This is a genomic window from Massilia sp. CFBP9012, assembly GCF_034045115.1.
GTDB lineage: Bacteria > Pseudomonadota > Gammaproteobacteria > Burkholderiales > Burkholderiaceae_D > Telluria.
Genome location: NZ_JAXCWM010000001.1, coordinates 46,456 through 66,239, shown reverse-complemented (window position 1 = coordinate 66,239; position 19,784 = coordinate 46,456). Strand labels below are relative to the sequence as shown.

The 19,784-nt window shown below is 62.1% G+C and carries 14 protein-coding genes; 7 read left to right on the top strand and 7 right to left on the bottom strand.

Features of this window, described 5'->3' with window-relative positions:
- Positions 1-220 precede the first annotated feature (220 nt).
- Complete coding sequence (locus SOM61_RS00230; RefSeq protein ID WP_320472202.1) at positions 221-622, top strand: RidA family protein; 402 nt, start codon at positions 221-223, stop codon at positions 620-622.
- 22 nt (positions 623-644) lie between these two features.
- On the opposite strand, the gene SOM61_RS00225 is transcribed toward SOM61_RS00230, so the two are convergent.
- Positions 645-1,532 (bottom strand): LysR family transcriptional regulator, encoded by an 888-nt coding sequence (locus SOM61_RS00225; protein ID WP_320472201.1) that lies wholly within the window; start codon positions 1,530-1,532, stop codon positions 645-647.
- Positions 1,533-1,750: 218 nt separating this feature from the next.
- Between SOM61_RS00225 and SOM61_RS00220 the strand changes: the two genes are divergently transcribed.
- Genes SOM61_RS00220 through SOM61_RS00205 form a run of 4 tightly spaced genes read left to right on the top strand, consistent with a single transcriptional unit; the run spans position 1,751 to position 8,984 of the window.
- On the top strand, positions 1,751-4,558 hold the full coding sequence (locus SOM61_RS00220; protein ID WP_320472200.1) for a type VI secretion system Vgr family protein: 2,808 nt from the start codon (positions 1,751-1,753) through the stop codon (positions 4,556-4,558).
- 25 nt (positions 4,559-4,583) lie between these two features.
- Positions 4,584-5,417 carry a DUF4123 domain-containing protein gene (locus SOM61_RS00215; RefSeq protein WP_320472199.1) on the top strand — a complete coding sequence of 278 codons (834 nt, stop codon included), beginning with the start codon at positions 4,584-4,586 and terminating at the stop codon, positions 5,415-5,417.
- Positions 5,418-5,436: 19 nt separating this feature from the next.
- Positions 5,437-7,905, top strand: a complete 2,469-nt coding sequence (locus SOM61_RS00210; protein ID WP_320472198.1) for a T6SS effector BTH_I2691 family protein — start codon at positions 5,437-5,439, stop codon at positions 7,903-7,905.
- 8 nt (positions 7,906-7,913) lie between these two features.
- Positions 7,914-8,984 carry a DUF6708 domain-containing protein gene (locus tag SOM61_RS00205; RefSeq protein ID WP_320472197.1) on the top strand — a complete coding sequence of 357 codons (1,071 nt, stop codon included), beginning with the start codon at positions 7,914-7,916 and terminating at the stop codon, positions 8,982-8,984.
- A gap of 77 nt (positions 8,985-9,061) precedes the next feature.
- On the opposite strand, the gene SOM61_RS00200 is transcribed toward SOM61_RS00205, so the two are convergent.
- From SOM61_RS00200 to SOM61_RS00190, 3 genes are all read right to left on the bottom strand, one after another.
- Entirely contained in the window at positions 9,062-9,652 is a 591-nt protein-coding gene (locus SOM61_RS00200) for a class I SAM-dependent methyltransferase (protein ID WP_320472196.1), read from the bottom strand.
- A gap of 51 nt (positions 9,653-9,703) precedes the next feature.
- Positions 9,704-11,110 carry an APC family permease gene (locus tag SOM61_RS00195; protein ID WP_320472195.1) on the bottom strand — a complete coding sequence of 469 codons (1,407 nt, stop codon included), beginning with the start codon at positions 11,108-11,110 and terminating at the stop codon, positions 9,704-9,706.
- Between the two features lie 393 nt (positions 11,111-11,503).
- Positions 11,504-12,688, bottom strand: a complete 1,185-nt coding sequence (locus SOM61_RS00190; RefSeq protein WP_320472194.1) for an alpha/beta fold hydrolase — start codon at positions 12,686-12,688, stop codon at positions 11,504-11,506.
- A 234-nt stretch (positions 12,689-12,922) separates the two neighbouring features.
- On the opposite strand from SOM61_RS00190, the gene SOM61_RS00185 reads away from it, so the two are divergent.
- On the top strand, positions 12,923-13,867 hold the full coding sequence (locus tag SOM61_RS00185) for a 2-hydroxyacid dehydrogenase (RefSeq protein WP_320472193.1): 945 nt from the start codon (positions 12,923-12,925) through the stop codon (positions 13,865-13,867).
- Positions 13,868-13,874: 7 nt separating this feature from the next.
- Here the strand turns inward: SOM61_RS00185 and SOM61_RS00180 are convergent, their stop codons facing one another.
- Positions 13,875-14,603: a siderophore-interacting protein gene (locus SOM61_RS00180; RefSeq protein ID WP_320472192.1), complete on the bottom strand. Its 729-nt coding sequence runs from the start codon at positions 14,601-14,603 to the stop codon at positions 13,875-13,877.
- 36 nt (positions 14,604-14,639) lie between these two features.
- Here SOM61_RS00180 and SOM61_RS00175 point away from each other — a divergent pair, with 36 nt between their 5' ends.
- A complete protein-coding gene (locus SOM61_RS00175; protein WP_320472191.1) occupies positions 14,640-15,116 on the top strand; it encodes a MarR family winged helix-turn-helix transcriptional regulator in 477 nt (158 codons plus the stop codon).
- Between the two features lie 19 nt (positions 15,117-15,135).
- Here the strand turns inward: SOM61_RS00175 and zwf are convergent, their stop codons facing one another.
- A complete protein-coding gene (gene zwf, locus SOM61_RS00170; protein ID WP_320472190.1) occupies positions 15,136-16,614 on the bottom strand; it encodes a glucose-6-phosphate dehydrogenase in 1,479 nt (492 codons plus the stop codon).
- A 192-nt stretch (positions 16,615-16,806) separates the two neighbouring features.
- Positions 16,807-19,758, bottom strand: a complete 2,952-nt coding sequence (locus SOM61_RS00165; protein ID WP_320472189.1) for a TonB-dependent receptor — start codon at positions 19,756-19,758, stop codon at positions 16,807-16,809.
- Positions 19,759-19,784 lie beyond the last annotated feature (26 nt).

Below are 19,784 nucleotides of genomic sequence, written 5' to 3'. Positions count from 1 at the left end.
GCGGACCAGCGCTCGCTGAGCACATGTCTACCTATGACAAATAAATGCGACTACGAATGATAACGATTCTCATCTATTTATGTCAATGTATGACAGCTGCATTGGCCTATTTAGGTGGGATTGTGCAGCTGGATGGATGGTATTGGCAGCGAACCGGTCTGTATCCGGACGCTGGAAAGGGCTAAGCTGACGTCACTTCAGAAACCGAAAGGACAAGCAAATGGATAAACCAGAATTCTTCGTGACCCCGGGTTACGGCGAGATGTTTTACAAGAAGCTCGGCTACTCGCAGGCGGTGAAGGTCGGCAGCCGGGTCGAGATCTCGGGACAGGGCGGCTGGACCGACGAGCTGCAGTTCCCGGAACGGCTCGAGGATGAGATCGAGCTGGCCTTCAAGAACGTCGAACGCGTGCTGGCGGCGGCCGGCGCCACCTGGGAGCACGTGATCCACGTGAACTCTTACCACGTAGGCGGCTTTCCTCCCGAGACCAACGCGACGATGGCAAGGCTGTTCCGCCAGTACATGCCGAATCGGGCGCCGATCTGGACCGAGCTGGGTGTGGCGGAACTGGGCGCCCCGGGTATGCGGATCGAGATCCGGGTGACTGCGATTATCGAGTAATCATCCTGGCGCCGGGGCGGCGTTAGTCGCGGAAAGTAGCGATCAGCCAGTCGACGAACACCGTGAGGCGGGCGTTCTGGTGCCGGTTCGGCGGGTACAGGATGTGGAAGGGCATGGCGGGCCGGCGCCATTCCTGCAGGATCGGCACCAGCTCGCCGGCGTCGATCGCCGGTTGCACCATCCGCGTGAAGTGCTGGCCGATGCCCATGCCGGCGCGCAGCAATGCCAACAGGCCGTTGCCGTCGTTGGTGGACAACTCGCTGGCCTCGATGTCCAAGCGCTCGTCGCCGCGCTCGAAGATCAGCGGATTCGGCTTCGTCGTGGCTGCAAAGAAGTATCCCAGGCGCACGTGTTGCTCGAGGCCGGCGGGTGTGCGCGGCGTTCCCGCCCTTTCGAGATAGGCGGGTGACGCGAAAGTGCCGTAGCGCAGATCGAGCAGCTTGCGGCCGACCATCGACATTTCATGCACTTCCCCAGCACGGATCACGCAGTCGACGCCTTCGCCGACGATGTTCGCGGGGCGGTCGCTGATGCCGAGCGCCAGGGTGATGTCCGGGTATTCGCTGTGGAAGGCGGGCAGTGCGGGAATCAGGAGCGAAGTGGCGAACGAGGCAGGGGCATCGATCCGAAGATGGCCGCGCGGCTTGCGCTTCTGGCCGCGCATGGCGTGGTCCATCGCGTCCAGCTCAGCGAGCAGGCGGGTGGCTTGCTGGTAGTATTCGACGCCCTCGGCCGTCGCCGCTACCGTGCGCGTCGTCCGGTGGAGCAGCTTGTTCCCGAGATGGGCCTCGAGGTCGCCGACCAGTTTACTGACGGTAGAACGGGGCAGTGCCAGCTGATCGGAGGCGCGGCTGAACGAACCGGTGTCGATCACGCGAACGAAGGCGCGCAGGGCCAGGAGCTGGTTCATGGGTAACGATGAATTCTCGGATTGTGCATAGGCGAAGATTATCCACGAAGCTGGATAGTGTTTGGAACATCCTTTGATGGATGAAAAAGCTTGTCCGTGATTGCCTGAGTTTTCTCAAGAGCATCCTCTCGCATGTCGCGTGTAATCCCCGATGTTTCCCGCGCCACATGTAGACATCGGAAATTTTCCGCCGTCGGTGGGCGCTGCACGGAGGACTCATGCCGAAATCAGCGGTAGCCGCGCTTTCCTCGCTCGTTCGCTTCACACAAGGCACCCGCCTGATCGCGCTGCATACGCCTGCCGGCCCAGGACTACTGGCCGAATGCGTGCGTGGCGAGGAAGCAATCAGCGCCGGATTCCGGTTCAGAATCGACGCGCTGTCGACTGACGCCCATTTATCCTTGCGGAGTCTGCTCGGTCAGCCAGCGCTGCTGCAATTGCTTACCGCTGAATCGCGCGAAAGCCATCGGGCCTTTCATGGGTACGTGACAGCGGCCGAGCTGGCAGGATCGGACGGAGGTTTTGCACGATACCTGTTGACTGTCGAGCCATGGACAGCCTTTATGGCGCTCGGACGCGACAGCAGGGTGTTCCAGGACATGGATGTCATCGACATTCTCGACACCGTATTCCGGGGATACCAGAGCAAGGGAAGACTGGATCCTGCATGGAGGATCGAGGTAATCGAGCGCGGTGTCTACCCTAAACGAAGCCTGACTACCCAGTATCAGGAGAGCGATCTGGCGTTCGTCGAGCGTCTCATGCTCGAGGAGGGGCTGTTCTACTACTTCGAGCACGAAGGCGATCCCGCCAGCGCGTCGCGGGGGAAGCATACGATGGTCATCGCCGACCACAACGGCGTATTCAGGCGCAACAGGCAGGGGCTCGTGGAATTCACCAGGCCTGGTGCGGTCATGAAGGCCGATAGCATCGATCGTTGGCGCACCGAGGCGACAATGCGTGCCAATGCGATCGACCTGGATACCTGGGACTACCGGGCCGCCCGTACGCGGTCGGTGAACGCCGACGAGTGGAATGCGGATGGCCCGCCGCTTCGCAGTCGCGATATGCCGGGCGTGTATGCGTATCCGGACCGCGCGCAGGGCAATCGCCTTGCCGAAGTCCAGTTGCAGGCCTTGCAGGCGCGTCGTGTCGTGCATATTTGTGCCGGCACTGTGCGCACCCTGATGCCCGGGACAACCTTCACCTTGCGAGGCCATGCGGTATTCGATCGCGAGCCGGGCGATGAGGCGCGAACCTTTCTTGCAATCCGCGTTGTCCACCTGATGCACAATAATCTACCGGCGGAGTTCCTTGGCGATGTCGCCGGCCTGCTCGGCCTGGGCCCTACCGCGAGCACATTGCTCGCCGAGCGTGATCTGCAAGCCGTGGGCGCCCAAAAAGTCGAGCGACCCCTGTATCGCAATTGCGTCGAAGCGATCCTGGCCAGCGTTGCGTATCGTACGAGTGACAAGGATGACTTCGGCCAGCTGCTTCATCCACGACCAACGGTACAAGGGCAGCAGACGGCCATCGTGGTCGGCTCCCCGGGTTCGGTCGCTCATACGGATCGGGATCATCGCATCAAGGTGCAGTTTCACTGGCAGCGAGGGACGACCAGCCATAGCCGCCTCGAGCACCCTTCGCCCGAAGGGCATACGGGTGCGCCGGGTAACCACATGGCAGGCACCTGGGTGAGGGTGGTGGCCCCGGTAGCAGGAACCAACTGGGGAGCCAGCTTCGTTCCCAGGGTCGGGCAAGAGGTATTGATCGATTTCCTGGATGGGGATATCGACCGGCCGGTGGCCATTGCGAGCCTTTACAACGGCCGCGGGCAGAAGGATGCGCAGCATAACCAGGTGCACTGCGGCGGCGGAGCCGCGACCGGCAATGCGGCGCCGTGGTTTGCCGGCGACGAAGGCGGACATGCGCATCCGGCGGTGTTGTCAGGATTTAAATCGCAGGCGATGCATGGTAGCCAGCTTGGCACGGATGCCTACAGTCAGCTGGTATTCGACGACAGCCCGGGCCAGTCTGGGCTTGGCTTGCAGCGGCATCAGCGCGCGCATGATGGCATGGCGGAGCTCAATCTCGGCTATTTGCGGCACCGAGCCGACAACCAGCGACTGGAGACGGTTGGCGCTGGCGCAGAGCTGAAGACCGCGCATGCCGCCGCACTCAGGGCCGGAGACGGCCTGTTGCTGGCGGCGGGCGCGCAGGACGGCACACGCGACCAGTTGGGTTCGGCCGCGAGGGGGCAGGTCGAGCAGTGTTGTCAGCTGCAGCAAGATTTGGCCAAGCGCGCCCGTGACCACCAGGCGGTGCTTCCGAGCGAGCCGTCGCACGATGCGTTACCGGCGCTGGCCGCGATGCGCCAGACCTCCAAGGCATTGGCCGGCACGGCGGCGGGGAGATCCGGTTCCGATGGCGGCGACTCGATTCGCGCGACCGCCTACGGTGAAGCCCTGTTGCAGCTCTGGAGTCCAGCAGGCATCGTCGCGGTCACACCTGCGAACGTCATTCTGTCGGCGGAACAGACGGGGGCGCTGACGGCGGGGGGAGATGTCGGCATCGTCGCACAGGGGAATATTTCTGTCATGGCAGTCGCCGGTATCAGCCTGTTCAGTTACGGCAAGGCGGACGACAAGGCACGACCGCTTCAGGAAACGGGGATGAAGTTTCATGCGGCTAGTGGCCGCCTGAGCTTGCAAAGTCAATCCGGAGCGAGCCGGTTCGTTGCCGACAAATCTGTCACGGTGGCCAGTATCACCAAGTCGGTGACGGTGCGGGCACCAAAGAAGCACGTGTTACTGACTGCCCAGGGCGCTTGCATCCGCCTGGAAGGGGGCAATATCGAGGTGCATGCTCCTGGTAAGGTCGAATTCAAGGCCGGCAAAAAGGAACTTGGCGGGCCGCAGAAAGCATCCTCAGAGGTAAGGTTACCGCAGCCAGGGGACCTAAAACTATGTGAAATGCGTGCGGCGGGCGCCGCTTCTGCGGGAGACGGCATCGTGCCGGTCTCTTGACTTGGGCGACGCCATGGCGACGCATATGAATGAGTTTGTCAGGGGCCATGCATACGGCGTGGTCGATGCCACGATGCGGGCACTGGTGCCGAAGGGAGTACGTGTCGCGCCGCTGGTGCCGCAAAGATTGGCAGGCAGCGCGCACCTGATGTCTGCCCTGGTCGACCTGAGATCCGCAAGCGAACCAGAGCTGGAAACGCTCATTGCTGGTGACGATACCGCTGCTCCAGAAATGAGAACACCGCTCGTGGCAGTGATGCTGAAGACGGCGATAGGCATGGACGAAGTCGCGCGCCATTGGAATGCCATGCAGCTCGCTTCCCCTTATGGCGCAGGTCTTGTCTGGCTACGTATGCATGACCCTCGGGTGTTGCATCAGCTGTTTCGCATCCTTCCGCCTGCACAGTGTCGCGACTTGTTCGGGCGAGTCGAGGCCATCGCCTATCGGATCGGTGGCGAATGGGTGGAGCGTGAAATCAGATCGACAGCGCCGCTGCCTGGCTTGAACCGTGCAAATGAAGCCCCCGCGCACAGGGACTGGGCACGCATCGGGCGAATAGGGATCGTGAATCGTGCACTTCAACGTGCGGGTATACGAGATGCCGCACAGATTGATATGTGTAGCGAGGCAGCCGAGGAGGCGCTGGATCGTGCGGGGTCGCGATATGCACTGCGGGAGGCCGAGGATCTCACCGAGTTCGCGTTTCGGGCCCTTGTTTGCCGCGCCAGCTTCGATGATGAGCCCTGCATCGCTGCCGCGATAAGGAGGCATGCGTCAAGCTGCCACGATTCCTATCTGTCAGACCATTTCGCACTGATCGATCCCGAAGTCTGGCGCGCTCTGCGGAGCGCCAAGTAGGTACAAACCGGAGACTGTCATGCAAGCGCCAAAGAAATGCGAGTTCTGCGACAAGCGGGGATTGCCTCTGTTGCTCGTGCGTGATGCAGTGGCGCCTTCGGGCTCAGGAGCTCCGGCTGCAAAAGGACCGCCGATAGCATTGCCGTCCACGACTGCCTACTATACCAAGCGGTTGTTGCGCAGCGGTTACGTCAACGTGTATGACGAAGCCAGGCGGAGGTGGGATTGCTACTTCGTGACACCGGAGGCGCTTCTCTACAAGCTTTCGCTGACGTCGATTCTCGCGCCGCTGCTCACTCCAACTGGACCTTTTAATTGCACGATCGATGGCCATCGCGAAGCTGCGGGATGTATCACGATTTCCGATCCACGCAATGCTACCTCGGTATGGATCGGGTTCAGCGACACTCTGTGGACCGAAAAGGTGCGCAAGGCTAACGAGGACCGGCAGGTTCGCAGGCGTCATATGGTGGAGGTGGATGTCCGCAGCGCCATGGCGGGGACGAGCGTGCCGCATACGTCGATCCGCCAGGTGGAAGCGGTTGTAGCGGAGTATTCGCTGCCATCGCCGCGTATCAAGCCGATGATCGATGCGAGTCCATTCCGATATTGTGCGAATTTCGGTGGCGGCGAGGAGCTGGTAACGAAGTTTGAGGAGATCCAGGCGGGAAAAGGATTGATTGTCACTGTGCCTGACCCCGCCGGCATAGTGCAGGAGATTGCATTCTTGATGACGCATCTGCTCGAGGCGTTCATCGCGGAGAATCCCACCAACCAGAGAAATCTCGCTGCGAGCGCGGGGATTGATCAGATAAAAAGTTCGATCATAGGCAGGGCCGAGACGGAAGAGATCGCGGCGGCAAGGGCAGCGGCATCGAAAATGGAGGCGATAAACCCTTTGGGGCACGTACTGTCCGAGTCAACGCGTGACAAGACCTCGAAGGTGCGAGAGGTGACGGCGGGTGAGCTTGATCGCGCTACAGCGTCGGCGTGGTCGAAATATGACAGAAAGTTCGATGACGCCGCACGGCAGAAATGGAAGGTAGGATTCGATGCAAAGCTCAAGGCATTCGATGAGCAATCCATCGCGCCGTTGGCTCTACGCCATGTGGCATGGTTCAAAAGTGCCGCATTCACGGATTATTTTGAATTTAATTATGATCCTTCTAACGCCCTATGCGGAGTTGCCTATACCAATGTGGTGACCAGTTGTCTTGCTGGGACACAGGATAAAGCCTGCTGCGATAGATTATATGCAGAACTCCTCCAAGGGGACTTTCAAGATAAGAAGAACGTTCTTTTAAGGGCATCTATCTTTAACCAGGCCGCACTTGCTGAGTCGATTGAGGAATCATCAAAAATTGCCCTCGATAGTCGACAAATACCCTGGGACAATTTGTTCTCCGTGTACACGGCCGCAATGGAAGCACTCGATGAAAACTCCACGAATGCACTTGCACTCTATATTGCACAAATTTCAGGCCCGGTGGCCCGGGTTCTGGGTAAAGTCGTGGATGGACGTCCCGGTTTCCATAAAATCCTGATGATGTTGGGGATCATCTCTGGAGATCCCGTCACCGTCTTCGAAATTAGTGGGAAGCGCTCGCAGTTCGTGAGGTACCTGGCAAAGCAGATGATACGGACAAGCGGGGCGGTGATCAGCGAGAATCAGCTGCGCGCGGCGGTAAGCCTTGAGCTGGAGCGCTTGCAAATCCGCGGCATGAAGGTTGAAGGAAGCAGAAAGCTGCGTTGGGTGGTAAGCGCCGACCGTGCCTCCATTGAGAGTCTGGCGGGTAACATGAGTCGAGCTGCACAAGAAGCGCAGCTGAAATCGAGCCTGCGATCGGTGGAGCAACTGGACTCCCTTCGTCTAGAACGCTGGCGATCGGTCATTAATCAAAAAGTTCGATGGGGTGTGGTAACCGCGATCCTACAGGCTGTTTGCTTGACGAAAGTGTATGAAGATGAAGAGGCCAGCCTTGCGAATGAAAAGCGCGATGCTCGTTGGCGACGGATAGCGGGCATAAGCGGTCTAGTAGGAACTACATGTGAAATTATAGGAAAGGCACTGGAGTCGCGGGCGCGGCAAGGACTTCGGTTTGGGCGGATATTCATATCGTTATCGGCGAAGGCCCTGACGCATATTGGAAGAGCCGTCGGGGCAGTGGCAGGTCTAATCCTTGCGGTGCTCGATATATCGAAAGCGTTCGAAACACGCAAAGAAGGTGGTAATGGGTTACTTGTTGCTGCCTATTTGACATCAGGAATATTGGGTATAGGTTTGGCTATTGCAATGTTTTTCGGGGCGACTTTCCCCGTAATTCTCATACTCGTGGCCTTGTTAGTGGTCGTTGGAATAGTAATTGAATTTATGAAAGATGACGCGTTGCAGGACTGGCTGGAGCGGTGCCCATGGGGAGCGCTCACGAATCAGCGTTATCCGGATATGAAGGTTGAGCAAGAGCAGTTTGTCCAGGCATTTAAATGAGGGTATAAATGAATTATTTCGGACTATTTCCAAAATACAAAGTCAATCGACCCTTGAGTGAAAAAGAAGTAAAGCACCGGCTGATGCAAAAGCAGCGATTGAATGTTGAGCCCCATTTTCAACTTTGCGTAATAAAGATGAATTCAACATTCCTTGAGTCTGTTGATAAGTGGTACGGTTGGCGTGGAAGTCTTTTGTTGTTTTTGCTTCCGGCAACTTCGATACCGTTGTGGTTTATGCTTGCTATGATATCTATGGCGGTCGCCGAGGCCGACGGGTGGCGCCTGCGGCCCTACGATATCGAGATCCTGTCAATAACAGCAGTGCTTACGGTTCCAACGATTCTTGCTGGGTTATGGATTCTGCGTAAAGATTGCTTTTCTTTTACACATTATCCAATCCGATTTAATCGAAAAAAGCGGCTTGTTCACGTTTTTCATACGGATGGAACAGTAAGTACGACATCGTGGGACGAGATTTATTTCACATTAGGTCACATGAAGGGGTTGCATGAATGGGAGGTCCGCGGGCATATCCTTGAGCCCAATACCTCGACTATAAGAAGCACGTTTGCCCTGAGTTACACAGGGCCTTTGAATTCGAACGATATCGACCCCGGGTTGAGCGGCCCATCGAAGTTCGACTTTATTCGATCACATTGGGAATTCATCAGGCGTTACATGGAAGAGGGACCGGAGGCAGTGTCAAGCCAGGTTCAGTTCTGTATGCCGCTGGATGGACGGAGGGAGAGCATTCGCGTTGGGACCGAGCGAGTATTCGCAAATTTCGCCTCGGTTCCACTTTTGTTATGCGTGGTGACTTGGCCGCTCTGCGCTTTTATTAGCGTGCTTCGTATCTTTGCAATGCGGACCAGCAAAATTCCTGTTTGGCCAGATGATGTGGAGAAAGACTGCAAGATAGAAGTTGACGATCCTTATGCCATCATTGGCGACGAGATCGGCGACCGGGTTGCCGTCTATCCTGAAGCGGCAGCAGCAGCAGGAGTCGAATTCCGTGAGCGTGTGGAAGAGGCTGAAAATCCACGGTCGCGAACTGTGACCCTCAAAGTCACAAAATGAGCAGACAATCAGCGCTGACTACAGCATGACTAATCTTGCAGTCCGAGCCCCGTTTGGGGCTCGTGTCTGCTGTTAAATCAAGCCACTTCTTTCTTGTTCGCTTCAGTAATGGTCCAGTAATAAATCGTCCGGCCATCCACCTCGACCGTCTTCTCCGCCGGCCATTCCGACCCCATGTCAAAGGCATGCGACACCACGCGCGTGCCCACCTTGAGCTGCTTCCACAGTTGCGGACGCAGCTTGGCATTAATCGTCGGCAGCAGGTACAGGGTCACCACGGTGGCCGTCGAGAAATCGGTCTTGAACAGATCGCCGACACGGAACTGGGCGCGGTCGGACACGCCGGCCTTCTTGGCGTTCTCCTTGGCTTCCGCGATGCGGGTCGGATCGATGTCGATGCCGGTGCCGCGCGCGCCGCGTTCCTTGGCGGCGGTGACGACGATGCGGCCATCGCCGCAGCCCAGGTCGAACAGGGTATCGTTCTTGCCGACCTTGGCCAGGTCGAGCATCTTGTCGACCACCTCTTGCGGGGTCGGCACGTAAGGCACGTCGAGGCGCGGCGTGGCGGCAGTGGCCTGGGCCAGCGCGCGGCCGAACGGGAACATCATCAGGCCGGTGGCGGCAACGGTGGACAGCAGCAGGGTACGGCGGCGAGGTTGCGGGTTCATCTGCACAGCTCCTTGGTCAGGTTTGGACTTGGGGGATAAAACAATCAGCATTTATTGGTCGCTCTTCGAGCGCAGCAGCAGCAACAGCACGACGCCGATGGCCAGCACGGCGACGCCGATCCAGGCGGCGTTCAGGCCGCCGAGCTGCTGGCTGTACACGTACGACAGGCTCGACCACAGCATATAGGCGCAGCTGGCGCAGAACAGCAGCGGCAGCACCGGATACAGCGGCACCTTGAACGGCCGCGGCACATGCGGCTCACGTCGGCGCAGCACGAACAGCGAGATACCGGTGAGCAGGAAGAACAGCCAGAATACGGGCGCCGTGAATTCGACCATGGACTTGAAGCCGCCGCCCAGCGCGGCGCCGGTCGCGACCAGGGCCAGGGCGGCCACGCATTGCACCGTCATGGCGACCGTCGGCGTGCCGCGCTCGCTGTCCCACTCGGCCAGGCGGCCCAGCTTTTTCCAGTCGAGGCCCATGGCGTAGCTGGTGCGGGCGCCGACGATCATGGTGGCGTTGATCGATGTAAGCGCCGAGATCGCCACCAGCACCGAGATGATTTTTTCGCCGGCCGGGCCGAAGGCAGCCTTCATGACGTCGGCCGCGACCGCCTCGGAGGCGGCCATGCCGTCCATGCCGAGCACCTTCCAGTAGGCCCAGGTCACCATCAGGTAGAGCACGGTGATGATGACGATGCCCATGGTCTGCGCCTTGACCATGTCGCGCGGACCGCCGCGCATCTCGGCGCTGATGTAGGCGGCTTCGTTCCAGCCGCCGTATGTGAGCAGGACGAAGACCATCGCCATCCCGAGGGCGGCGGTGGTCGCGCCGGATGCGCCGGCGGCGGCCGTCGCCGCGGCGGTCGCGGCGGGCGCCGGATCGGTGAACAGCGCGGCGGCGCCGACGATGAGCAGCAGACCGAGGATTTCCGCGACCGTCAGGAAGGTCTGGGTGCCGGTGCCGGTGCGAATTCCGCGCAGGTTGAGCGCCGACAGGCCGGCGATCACGGCGACGGCGTACGTTGTGCTGCCCCAGCCTTCCGGCAGCATGGTCAGCGGAATCGCCTGCTGCATGTAGTCGCCGAAGACGAAGCCCAGCAGCGCGATCGAGCCGGTGGTGATCACCGAGAAGCGCGCCCAGCCGAACAGGAAGGCGACCGAGCGACCATAGGCGCGGTGCAGGTAGTGGTAGTCGCCGCCGGCATGCGGATACGAGGTGGTCAGCTCGGCGTAGCACAGGGCGCCGATGAGCGAGACCACGCCGCCCATGATCCACAGGGTGAACATGGCCGTAGCCCCGCCGCTCATGCTGGCGACCAGGGACGGGGCCTTGAAGATGCCTGCGCCGATCACGACGCCGACGATGACGGCCACTGCTTCGCGCAGGCCGATGGTGGGACGGGGGCGGGTGTCGTGAGGGGCTGAGATAGTGCGTTGCGCTTCTATGGCATCCATGTCGTGATCGGTTGGGCGCGGCGCCGGCCGAGGGCCGCGTCGCGCTTGGTTGCACATGGGGAGCCTATAAATACACTCTCGCTCACCCGCTTTTCGGTACTGGATGTTATCCAGCCTGCAGAGCAGATGGCGCGCGATTGAATTGCTATAAAGATAAATACAGTTTGGTTCGGCGGGGGCCCGGAGGAATGTGCAATGCACGGACGCGGCACGACGCCGCGCCCGTACCCGGGTACTAAGTACTCACCCGTAAATAAATGTGTTTTTGGCTGCCAGAACCGGCGCGTTGCTGCGTTGGCTCCTGCTCGCAGTGCTCGCACTGCGGCGCAGTCGCCGCCTTGCACCGCATCCGGTTTTGTTTGCCAAAATTCACATTTATTTCCGGTTGAGTACTTAGTCCGCTGCCGGGAAAGCCTTGGTGTCGGTTCCGGCGCTGACCGCGACCGCCGGCAGCGCCCGCATGCCGCCATCGTTCGATGCATTCGCCAGCGCGGGCGAGCCGAGCCACTCGAAGATGGCAGGCCAGATCGCCGCGTGGGCACTGCGGCCGACCAGCACGCCGACGTGCTGCAGGTTGACGCCGACGTCGCCCTGGTATTCGAGCACATGCTTGCGTTCGCTGCTGGCGGCGTCGTGGAAGGGCAGCACGGCTTCGGGCGGAATCACCTTGCTGCGGAAGTCGACCACGCACAGCAGCGGCGCGCGCAGGTCGCGCGGGCCGATCGTGCGGCCACCGATGTCGAGCCGGCCCTGCATGAACTCGTCGTTGCGGTACAGCGACTCGACGATGTCGGTGAACAGGCGGCCGGGCAGCGGGAATTCGTCATGGGTCCAGCGCTCGACCCGCATATGGGTGGCCAGCGCCTTGGGGTCGAGCAGCGACAGCCAGCGGTCGGCAATGCGCTCCCACTGGAAGGCCTGCGGTTCGGCCATGGCGCTCATCATGTTCAGGTAGACGCCCGGCACGTGGCGGAAGGCATCGGCGATGCCGCGCGCGTGCGGCGTGGCGTTGACCAGCGGCGAGAAGCAGCAGCTGGCCTGCTCGAAGTGCAGCGGCGACTCGAGCAGGATGGTCGCGGCAACGCGCTCGGGATGGGTGCAGCTGTAGATGGCGGCCAGGATGCCACCCAGCGAGTGACCGACGATCGTCAATTGTTCTTGTCCGCTGTCTTCCATGATGGCGCGCTGGCAGGCCGACAGCATGCGGTCGCCATAGTCGTCCAGGCCGACGTCGCCGTCGCCGTCGGGCATCGGCAGCCATTCGGCCAGGTAAACCCGGTAGCCACGTTCGCTCCAGCGCTGCACCACGCTGATGTCGGGCGCGAGGTCCCAGATATAGGCGCGCTTGATCGGCGCCGGCACCAGCAGCACCGCCGGGCCGCCGCCGGGGGCGTCCTGGAATCGGTGGAGCTTGAGGCCGGGCTGTTCGAGGATCACGGTGGACGGCGTCTGCTGCGGCCCGTAACCGGCGCGATCCAGCATCTTGCCGCGCGCCTGGCGGCTGCGGTCCATTTGCTTGAGGGCTTGCGTGCCGAGGTCTCCGAAGGCCCCGAGCTTGTTCCAGTTGCTGGCGTACATGGATGGCGATCCCGTTGAATTGGCGATCACGCGACTCTACGCCAACTACCGCCGGGCTCCAACCGCGCACGATTGGAATCGCAAACCTGTTTGCGCTAGGTAAAACTCTGTACGAATAGATATAGCCGGAGCGAAAGGCAGCGGCGTAGGGAAAGAGGCCGGCGACCGGCGCATGAACTGCTCCTCTGGCATACTCGACTTATCCATTTTGAGCGACAGGGCAGGTATTTACCGATGAAACCAGAGATTCTCGTAGTGGGCAGCGTGTGGTCGCCGGAGGTGCGCGCACAGGTTGAACAAGCATTCCAGTGCCATTTCGTGCCGGCGATTCCGGCGGCCGGAGACCCGGATTTCCAGCGCATCGCCGGCGGCATCCGCGCCGTCCTCACCACCGGCACGCTCGGCGTGACGCCGGCGCTGGTGGCCAGCCTGCCGGCGCTCGAGATCGTGTCGGTGCACGGCGTGGGCGTCGATGCGGTGCCGCTGGCGCTGCTGGCGGACAAGGGCATCCACGTCACCAATACACCCGACGTGCTGACCGACGACGTGGCCGATTTCGCCGTCACCCTGCTGTTGTCGACCGTGCGCCGATTGCCGCTGCTGGACCGCTACGTGCGCAGCGGCGGGTGGCCGGCCAAGGCGCCGCTGACGCAGGCGCGCAGCCTGAAAGGCAAGGTGGCGGGCATCGTCGGCTTCGGCCGCATCGGCCAGGCGGTGGCGCAGCGTTTGCAGGGCTTCGGGATGGAGATCCGTTACCACCAGCGCAGCCCGGGGCCGGCGCCGGAAAAGCGCAGCAGCTCGCTGCTGGCGCTGGCCGAGGAAAGCGATATGCTGGTGCTGTGCATGCCGGGCGGCCCGGAGACCCGGCACATGATCGGGCCGGACGTGATCGAGGCGCTGGGGCCGGAAGGCACGCTGGTGAACATCGCGCGCGGCTCGGTGGTGGACGAGGCGGCGCTGGTCGCGGCCCTGCAGGACGGCCGGCTCGGCGCGGCCGGGCTGGACGTGTTCGAGGACGAGCCGAATGTGCCGGAGGCGCTGTTCGCGCTCGATAACGTGGTGCTCACACCCCACGTCGGCAGCTTCACCGTGGAGGCGCGGCGCGCGATGGGGCGGCTGGCCGTGGCCAATCTGCTGGCCCACTTCGATGGCGAACCGTTGCCGACGCCGGTGGTCTAGCCGGGCTTCAATCCAGGTGCTCGTGGTGGTCGGCCACGCCCTGTTTCCAGTAGGCCGAAATCCGAGCCGCCTGGCGCGGCAGGCCCTTGTCGATCATGAGCTGGCGCACCTGGACCATCAGCGCGGCCTCGCCGCCGCCCCAGGCTAGGCCGGCGCCGCTCGGCAATGGCAGGTCCTTCAGCACTTGCAGCAGTTCTTCGTTCGATGCCGCCCAGTGGACGTCGGCGTTGGCCTGGGTGGCGAATTCGCGGCGGTCGGCCGCATCGACCAGCAGCACGGCCTGGACCCGGGCCGCGGACGGCAGTTCTTCCAGGCGCCGCGTCACTGCCGGCAGCGCGCTGGCGTCGCCCACCAGCAGGTGCCAGTCCATGACCAAGGGCAGGATCATCGAGCCGCGCGGGCCGCCGATGATGGCCTTCGATCCGACCGTGGCATTGCGCGCCCACTCGGCGGCGGCGCCATGGCCGTGCAGGGCGAACTCGAGGTCGACTTCGCAGGCTTGGCGGTCGAAGCGGCGTGGCGTATAGTCGCGCCGAACCTGCTGGCGGTCCGCATCGTCGAACATGAACTTGACGTGGTCGTCGAAGGACAGCGACGTGAAATCCGACAGTGCGGCGCCCTTGAAGGTGACGCTGGCAAAGCCGGGGCTGAGCTGTTCGATGCGGGCAACCTCGACCTCGCGCATCTTGAGGTCGTGGCGGACGCGTTCAATGGAGGGAATTTGGAATTCAGACATGCTACACTCCAGAATTAGTTGATAGTATCCACCATTATGCAAAAAGAAGTTGATAGAGTCAACCAAATCCGCGGCGACCGTGCGGACGATCCCCTGGAGACGATGCATGCGATCGTGCATCTCTACCGTTCGCGGCAGCTGCGCGGCCTGCGCGGCGGCCCGCATGAGCTGGCGCATATGGAGATGAAGGCGCTGGGGTATTTTGCCCGCCATCCCGGCGCCACACAGAGCGATCTGGTGGCGCATTCGGGAAGGGACAAGGCCCAGGTGGCGCGCCTGATCCGGGCGCTGCGCGAAGCACAGTTGCTGGAGGCGGCTGCCGACGAGCAGGACCGGCGCAGCACGCGGCTGACGCTCAGCGCGGCCGGGCAGGAGGTGTTCGCGGGACTGCACCGCCAGAGCGGCGCCTTGGGGGCGGTTGCGCTCGCTGGCCTGTCCGGGGATGAACAGGCCCAGCTGACAACGCTGCTGGCGCGGGTGCGCGCCAATCTGGAAGAAACGCGGGCGGACTGACCGCCCGGTCAAGACAGGTTTATTCGACCCAGCCGAAGCCGTCGCGCGCGAGCAGCGCGAACGACTCCGCCGGACCCCACGAACCGGCCGCATACGCGTGCGGCTTCTCGTTCAGGGTTTCCCAGCCATTGATGATCGGCTCGACCCATTCCCACGCCGCTTCCAGTTCGTCGCGGCGCATGAAGTGGGTCAGGCGGCCGCGCACCACGTCGATCAGCAGGCGCTCATAGGCTTCGGCACGACGCTGCTGGAAGGCCGATTGCAGGTCGAGATTGAGCGCGACCTGCTGCATCAGCATGCCGCTGCCGGGCTGCTTGGCGAAGAGCTGCAGCTTGATGGCTTCTTCGGGCTGCAATTCGATCACCAGGCGGTTGGCAACGCCGCCCGGGGTTTCCGGAAACAGCGGGAACGGCGGATTGGCGAACTCGATCACGATCTTGGACGAGCGACGGGCCATGCGCTTGCCGGTGCGCAGGTAGAACGGCACCTTCGACCAGCGCCAGGTATCGATGTGGGCGCGCAGCGCCACGAAGGTCTCGGTATGGCTGTCGGCCGGCACGTTGCTTTCTTCGTGGTAGCCCTTGACCTCCTGGTTGCCGCTCACGCCGCGGCTGTACTGGCCGCGCACCGTGTCGCGCGCAATGTCGGCCAAGGTCATGCGGCGCAGCGAGCGGATCACCTTCAGCTTCTCGTCGCGCACCGCGTCCGGCGACAGCGAGGTCGGCGGCTCCATGGCGACGATGCACAGCAGTTGCATCAGGTGGTTCTGCACCATGTCGCGCATCGCGCCGGCGCTGTCGTAGAAACCGGCGCGGCTGCCCACGCCCACTTCTTCGGCGACCGTGATCTGCACGCTGGCGATATTCGGCGCGCGCCACAGCGGTTCCAGGATCGAGTTCCCGAAGCGCAGCACCATCAGGTTCTGCACCGTCTCTTTACCCAGGTAGTGATCGATGCGGTAGATCTGCGATTCGGCGAAGTGCTTGCCGACCGCCTGGTTGATCTCGACCGCCGAAGCCAGATCGCGGCCCAGTGGTTTTTCCAGCACCACGCGCGCATTGGCGTCGACCAGGCCGGTGGTGGCCAGCTTGTCGCAGATGGTGGTGAACAGCGAGGGCGCGGTGGCCAGGTAGAACACGCGCTGGGCGCCGTCGCGCGAAGCGTCGCGCAGGGTGTCGAAAATCTCGGCGCTGGACACGTCCAGGCGCACGTAGACGAGCAGGTCGAGAAAGCCCGCCCAGCTTTTTTCGTTGAAATTGGCGGCGCTGATGAAGGAGCGCGAGTGTTCCTCGACGAAGGCCAGATAGGCGGCGCGATCGTAGTCCTGGCGGCCGGTCGACAGGATGCGGGTCGATGGCGGCAGGTTACCGTGCAAAAAGGCCATGTACAGGGCGGGCAACAGCTTGCGCATGGCGAGGTCGCCCATGCCGCCGAAGATGGTCATGTCGAGGGGAAGGCCCTCATTGTGCTGATTCGCTTGCTCGTTCGAGGTGCTCATGTCTCTTTCGCTGACAGGTTGTATAGATCGCTTGCGTCGTGCGCTCGCCTGAAATGGTCTTCGATTGTAGCTTACATGACCGAATAAAGTCTGGCAAAAGCGGCAAGCTTGCCATTGTCGGCGGACGAACGAAAAGCGGAACGAAAAAAAGCCCGCGCAAGCGCGGGCTTCAAAGCCACCAAGAGACGATGCTTAGAACTTGTAGCGCAGGCCGAACAGATACTCGCGGCCGGTCACGTTGTTGACCACCACGCTGTTACGCGCGCGGCTGATGAACTGGTCGTTTTCCTCGTTGGTCAGGTTGACGCCTTCGAGCGTGAACTCGAGGTTTTCATTGACCTTGTACGACAGCGACAGGTCGACGTTGAAGGTTTCGTTCTTGCCCTCGACATCGTTGTTGTTCTGGCCCGGCACGCGGGTCACGAAGCCCGAGCGCTTGGCGCCCGAGACGCGTGCGCTGAACTTGCCGTCGTCATAGAAGAAGGTGGCGTTCCACGATTTCGGCGACAGGTTCAAGAGGTCGTCGGTGATGGTGGCGCCGCCGGTCGGCGAGACCAGGTATTCGATCTTCGAGCTCACCTTGGTGTAGTTCAGCAGCGTGCCGAAGTTCTTGCCCCAGCCAGGCAGGAAGGTGAACGGCTGCTGGTAGCTCAGCTCGAAGCCCTTCAGCTTGCCGCCATCGGTATTGACCGGCAGCGTCTGCTGGAACACTTCCTCACCCGTGAAGTTGGCCGGCAGCAGCGACATCGGCAGGCCCGAATCCCTGAACGCCACATTGGTGCGCAGGCTCTGGATATAGGTGTCGATGTTCTTCTGGAACAGGCCCAGGCCGACGAAGGCCTTGTTGGCGAAGTAGTACTCAAAGCTGCTGTCGAAGGTCTTGGCGCGGAACGGCTTCAGGAACGGGTTGCCCGAGTTGATCGACAGGTTGCCGGTGGTGGCGATGCTGCCGCCCGGCGACAGGAAGCCCAGCTGCGGACGGGTCATCACCTTGGCCGCGCCGAAGCGCACGATGAACTCGTCGGTCACGTTGGCGGTCAGGTTGAACGAGGGCAGGGTGTCGGTGTAGTCGTGCTCCACTTTCACCGCGGTGCCGCCGCCGGCCGCCTGGTAGCCGATGGTTTCGAGGTCGGTCTTCACGTAGCGCACCCCGACGTTGCCGCGGACCGGAATATTCCACAGGTCGTGACGGAACTCGCCCATCAGGTAGATGCCGTCGCTCTTCTCGGTGACCGAGCGGTTGTTGCCGCGCGCATTGCCGTTCTCGATCGAGGACAGGGTGAAGTCGCCCGGGCCGCCGGCAGGACCGCTCTTGATGCAGTTGCAGTAGATGTCGTAGGCGGCGGCGATGGCCTGCAGGTTCGGCATCACCCAGCCGGTGGCGTTCCCGGCCGGCATGCCGAGCTGGCTGCCGAAGCCGGTCATGTTCGAGGTCAGGCCGGTGGCGCCGGCCGGTGGCGCGAAGATCGTGTCGTTCTGGTTCACGCGGCGGAACTCATAGGTCTCCGACGTGTACTTCTTGCTGTTGACGCCGCCCTTGAAGGTCAGGCTGTCGCTCGCTTCCCAGGCCAGGTCGAACTGGGCGACGTTGTTGACGTTATCGGTGCCCTGCGGACGGATGCGGATCTCGCTGGTGGTGGTGTTCGGCACGGTCGTCGGCTGGGTGCCGCTGGCGACCTGCGGCACGCCGATCAGGCCCAGCGGGCCGCCGTTGACGTCGAACGGATACGAGATCAATGGACGGCGGCTGTCGCCACGGAAGTCGATGCTGTAGCCATCCACGTTCAGGGCGTCGAGCGTGACCGTGGTCTGGATCGGATTGCGGAACTTGGATTCGGCGCGGCCGTACTTGGCGCTCATGCTCAAGGTGTCGGAGAGCTTGTGTTCCAGGGTCAGGGTCGGCTGGGTGAAGGTGGTCTTCAGTTCGTCGAAGCGTTGCTCGGAACGGATGTCGACGTTGTTGTAGCGGCCGTACAGCAGCGAGCCGTTCGGCGCGTACTGCGCTTCGAGCACGCCCACTTGCGGCTTGCCGCCCTGGCTGGCGCTGCGGCTGAACGACGTCGCCTGCAGGAAGTCTTCCTGGCGGGTCGCATCGAGCTTCGAGTACAGCATGTCGAAGGTCAAGAGGGTGCCGCGTTGCGGACGCCATTGCACCGAGCCGGTCAGGCCCAGGCGGTCCTGGTCGTGGGTCAGGCGGCCGTAGCGCGGCAGGCGCGGATGGAAGTTGTTCGGATCGCTGGCGTTGTTATAGGCGGCGATGTTCTCGGGCGTGCCGGGCAGGCGCTCGGCGCCTTGCGCCGCCGGGCCGCAGGTGGTCGCGGTCGAGTTGCTTGGATTGGCGACCATGCCTTGCGGCGCGCACCAGCCGCCCGAGGATGGGCCGTTATCCCAGCGCACGGTGCTGAAACCGTCTTCCAGCACGCGGCGCTTGGAGTAGGCGCCCGAGAACAGCACGCCGACCTTGCGGTCGAAGAAGGTGTTCGAGATCATGAAGGCGGCGCGCGGATCGGTTTTCTCCGAGCCGTCGTTGTACTTGCCCTTCAAGGCGACCGTGGCGTTGAAGCCGCGCAGGTCAAACGGACGCAGGGTCTGCAGGTCGACGGTGGCGCCGAGCGAGCCTTCGTCGACGTCGGCCGAGGAGCTCTTGCGCACCGTCAGGGCGCTGAACAATTCCGACGCGAACACATTGAAGTCGAAGCCGCGGCCGCGGTTGGTGCCGCCCGAGCTGTCGGTGCCGCCGGTGGTGGCCAGGCCCTCGATGCCGTTGATCCGCACGCGGGTAAAGTCCTGGCCCAGGCCGCGCACCGTGATGCTGCGGCCTTCGCCGGCGTCACGGTCGATCACCACGCCCGGCACGCGCTGCAGCGACTCGGCCAGGTTCGTGTCCGGGAACTTGCCCATGTCTTCCGACTTGATGACGTCGACGATGCCGTTGTCCTGGCGCTTGGCGTTCAGCGCGCTCTCCAGCGAGGCGCGCAGGCCGGTCACGACCACGGTTTGCGCATTGGCCGTTTCGGCGCCGGCTGACGTGGTTGCCACTTCCTGGGCAAAAGCCGGGCCAAGCGAGAGAGCGGATACCGAGGCGGTGCCCAGCAGGCACAGGGTGAGTTTGCGCAGGACAGCGCGGTGCGGGTTGTGATTCATCTTGTCTCCGTGCGTTTTTATAGCGG